This is a genomic window from Caballeronia sp. LZ032 (genome assembly GCF_031451315.1).
GTDB lineage: Bacteria > Pseudomonadota > Gammaproteobacteria > Burkholderiales > Burkholderiaceae > Caballeronia.
Genome location: NZ_JARUXP010000061.1, coordinates 1 through 416, shown reverse-complemented (window position 1 = coordinate 416; position 416 = coordinate 1). Strand labels below are relative to the sequence as shown.

The 416-nt window shown below is 63.0% G+C and carries 1 protein-coding gene; it reads right to left on the bottom strand.

What is annotated here, in order from left to right; translation table 11 throughout:
- Positions 1-416 (bottom strand): hypothetical protein (locus QCE69_RS39705; RefSeq protein WP_309936169.1); only part of this gene is annotated, 416 nt, incomplete at both ends.

Sequence of the window (416 nt, the reverse complement as noted above, 5' to 3'; positions counted from 1 at the left end):
TGCGCGTCGCGCCCGTCGCGCTGACCTGGTGGATTGTATTGACAGCGGTATTGAGGAGAAGATTGCCGCCGACGTTCAGTGCCAGGCTCCCCGCGTTGACGGTGGCGGATGTCAGATCGACGTCGCCTTGCGTGGTGAGGGACATCAGACCGCCGCTGCGCAGCGCGCCGAAAGCGTTGTCGATCTGCTTGCCCTGAATCGAAAGCGTGTTGCCCGCCTGTATCGTGCCGCTGTTGCTGAACGTCTGTGCGTCCTTCAGATCGATATCGGTCGCGGCGATCAGCGGCCCGTTCGTGTTCTGCTGGCTTGCCTTCGCGAGGTACACGACGGGCACGAGCACGGACTGACCGTCGACGATGACCGTCTGCATGATGACGACGTTGCTCGTGAGCGCCGCGACCTGTTCCGGCGACAGA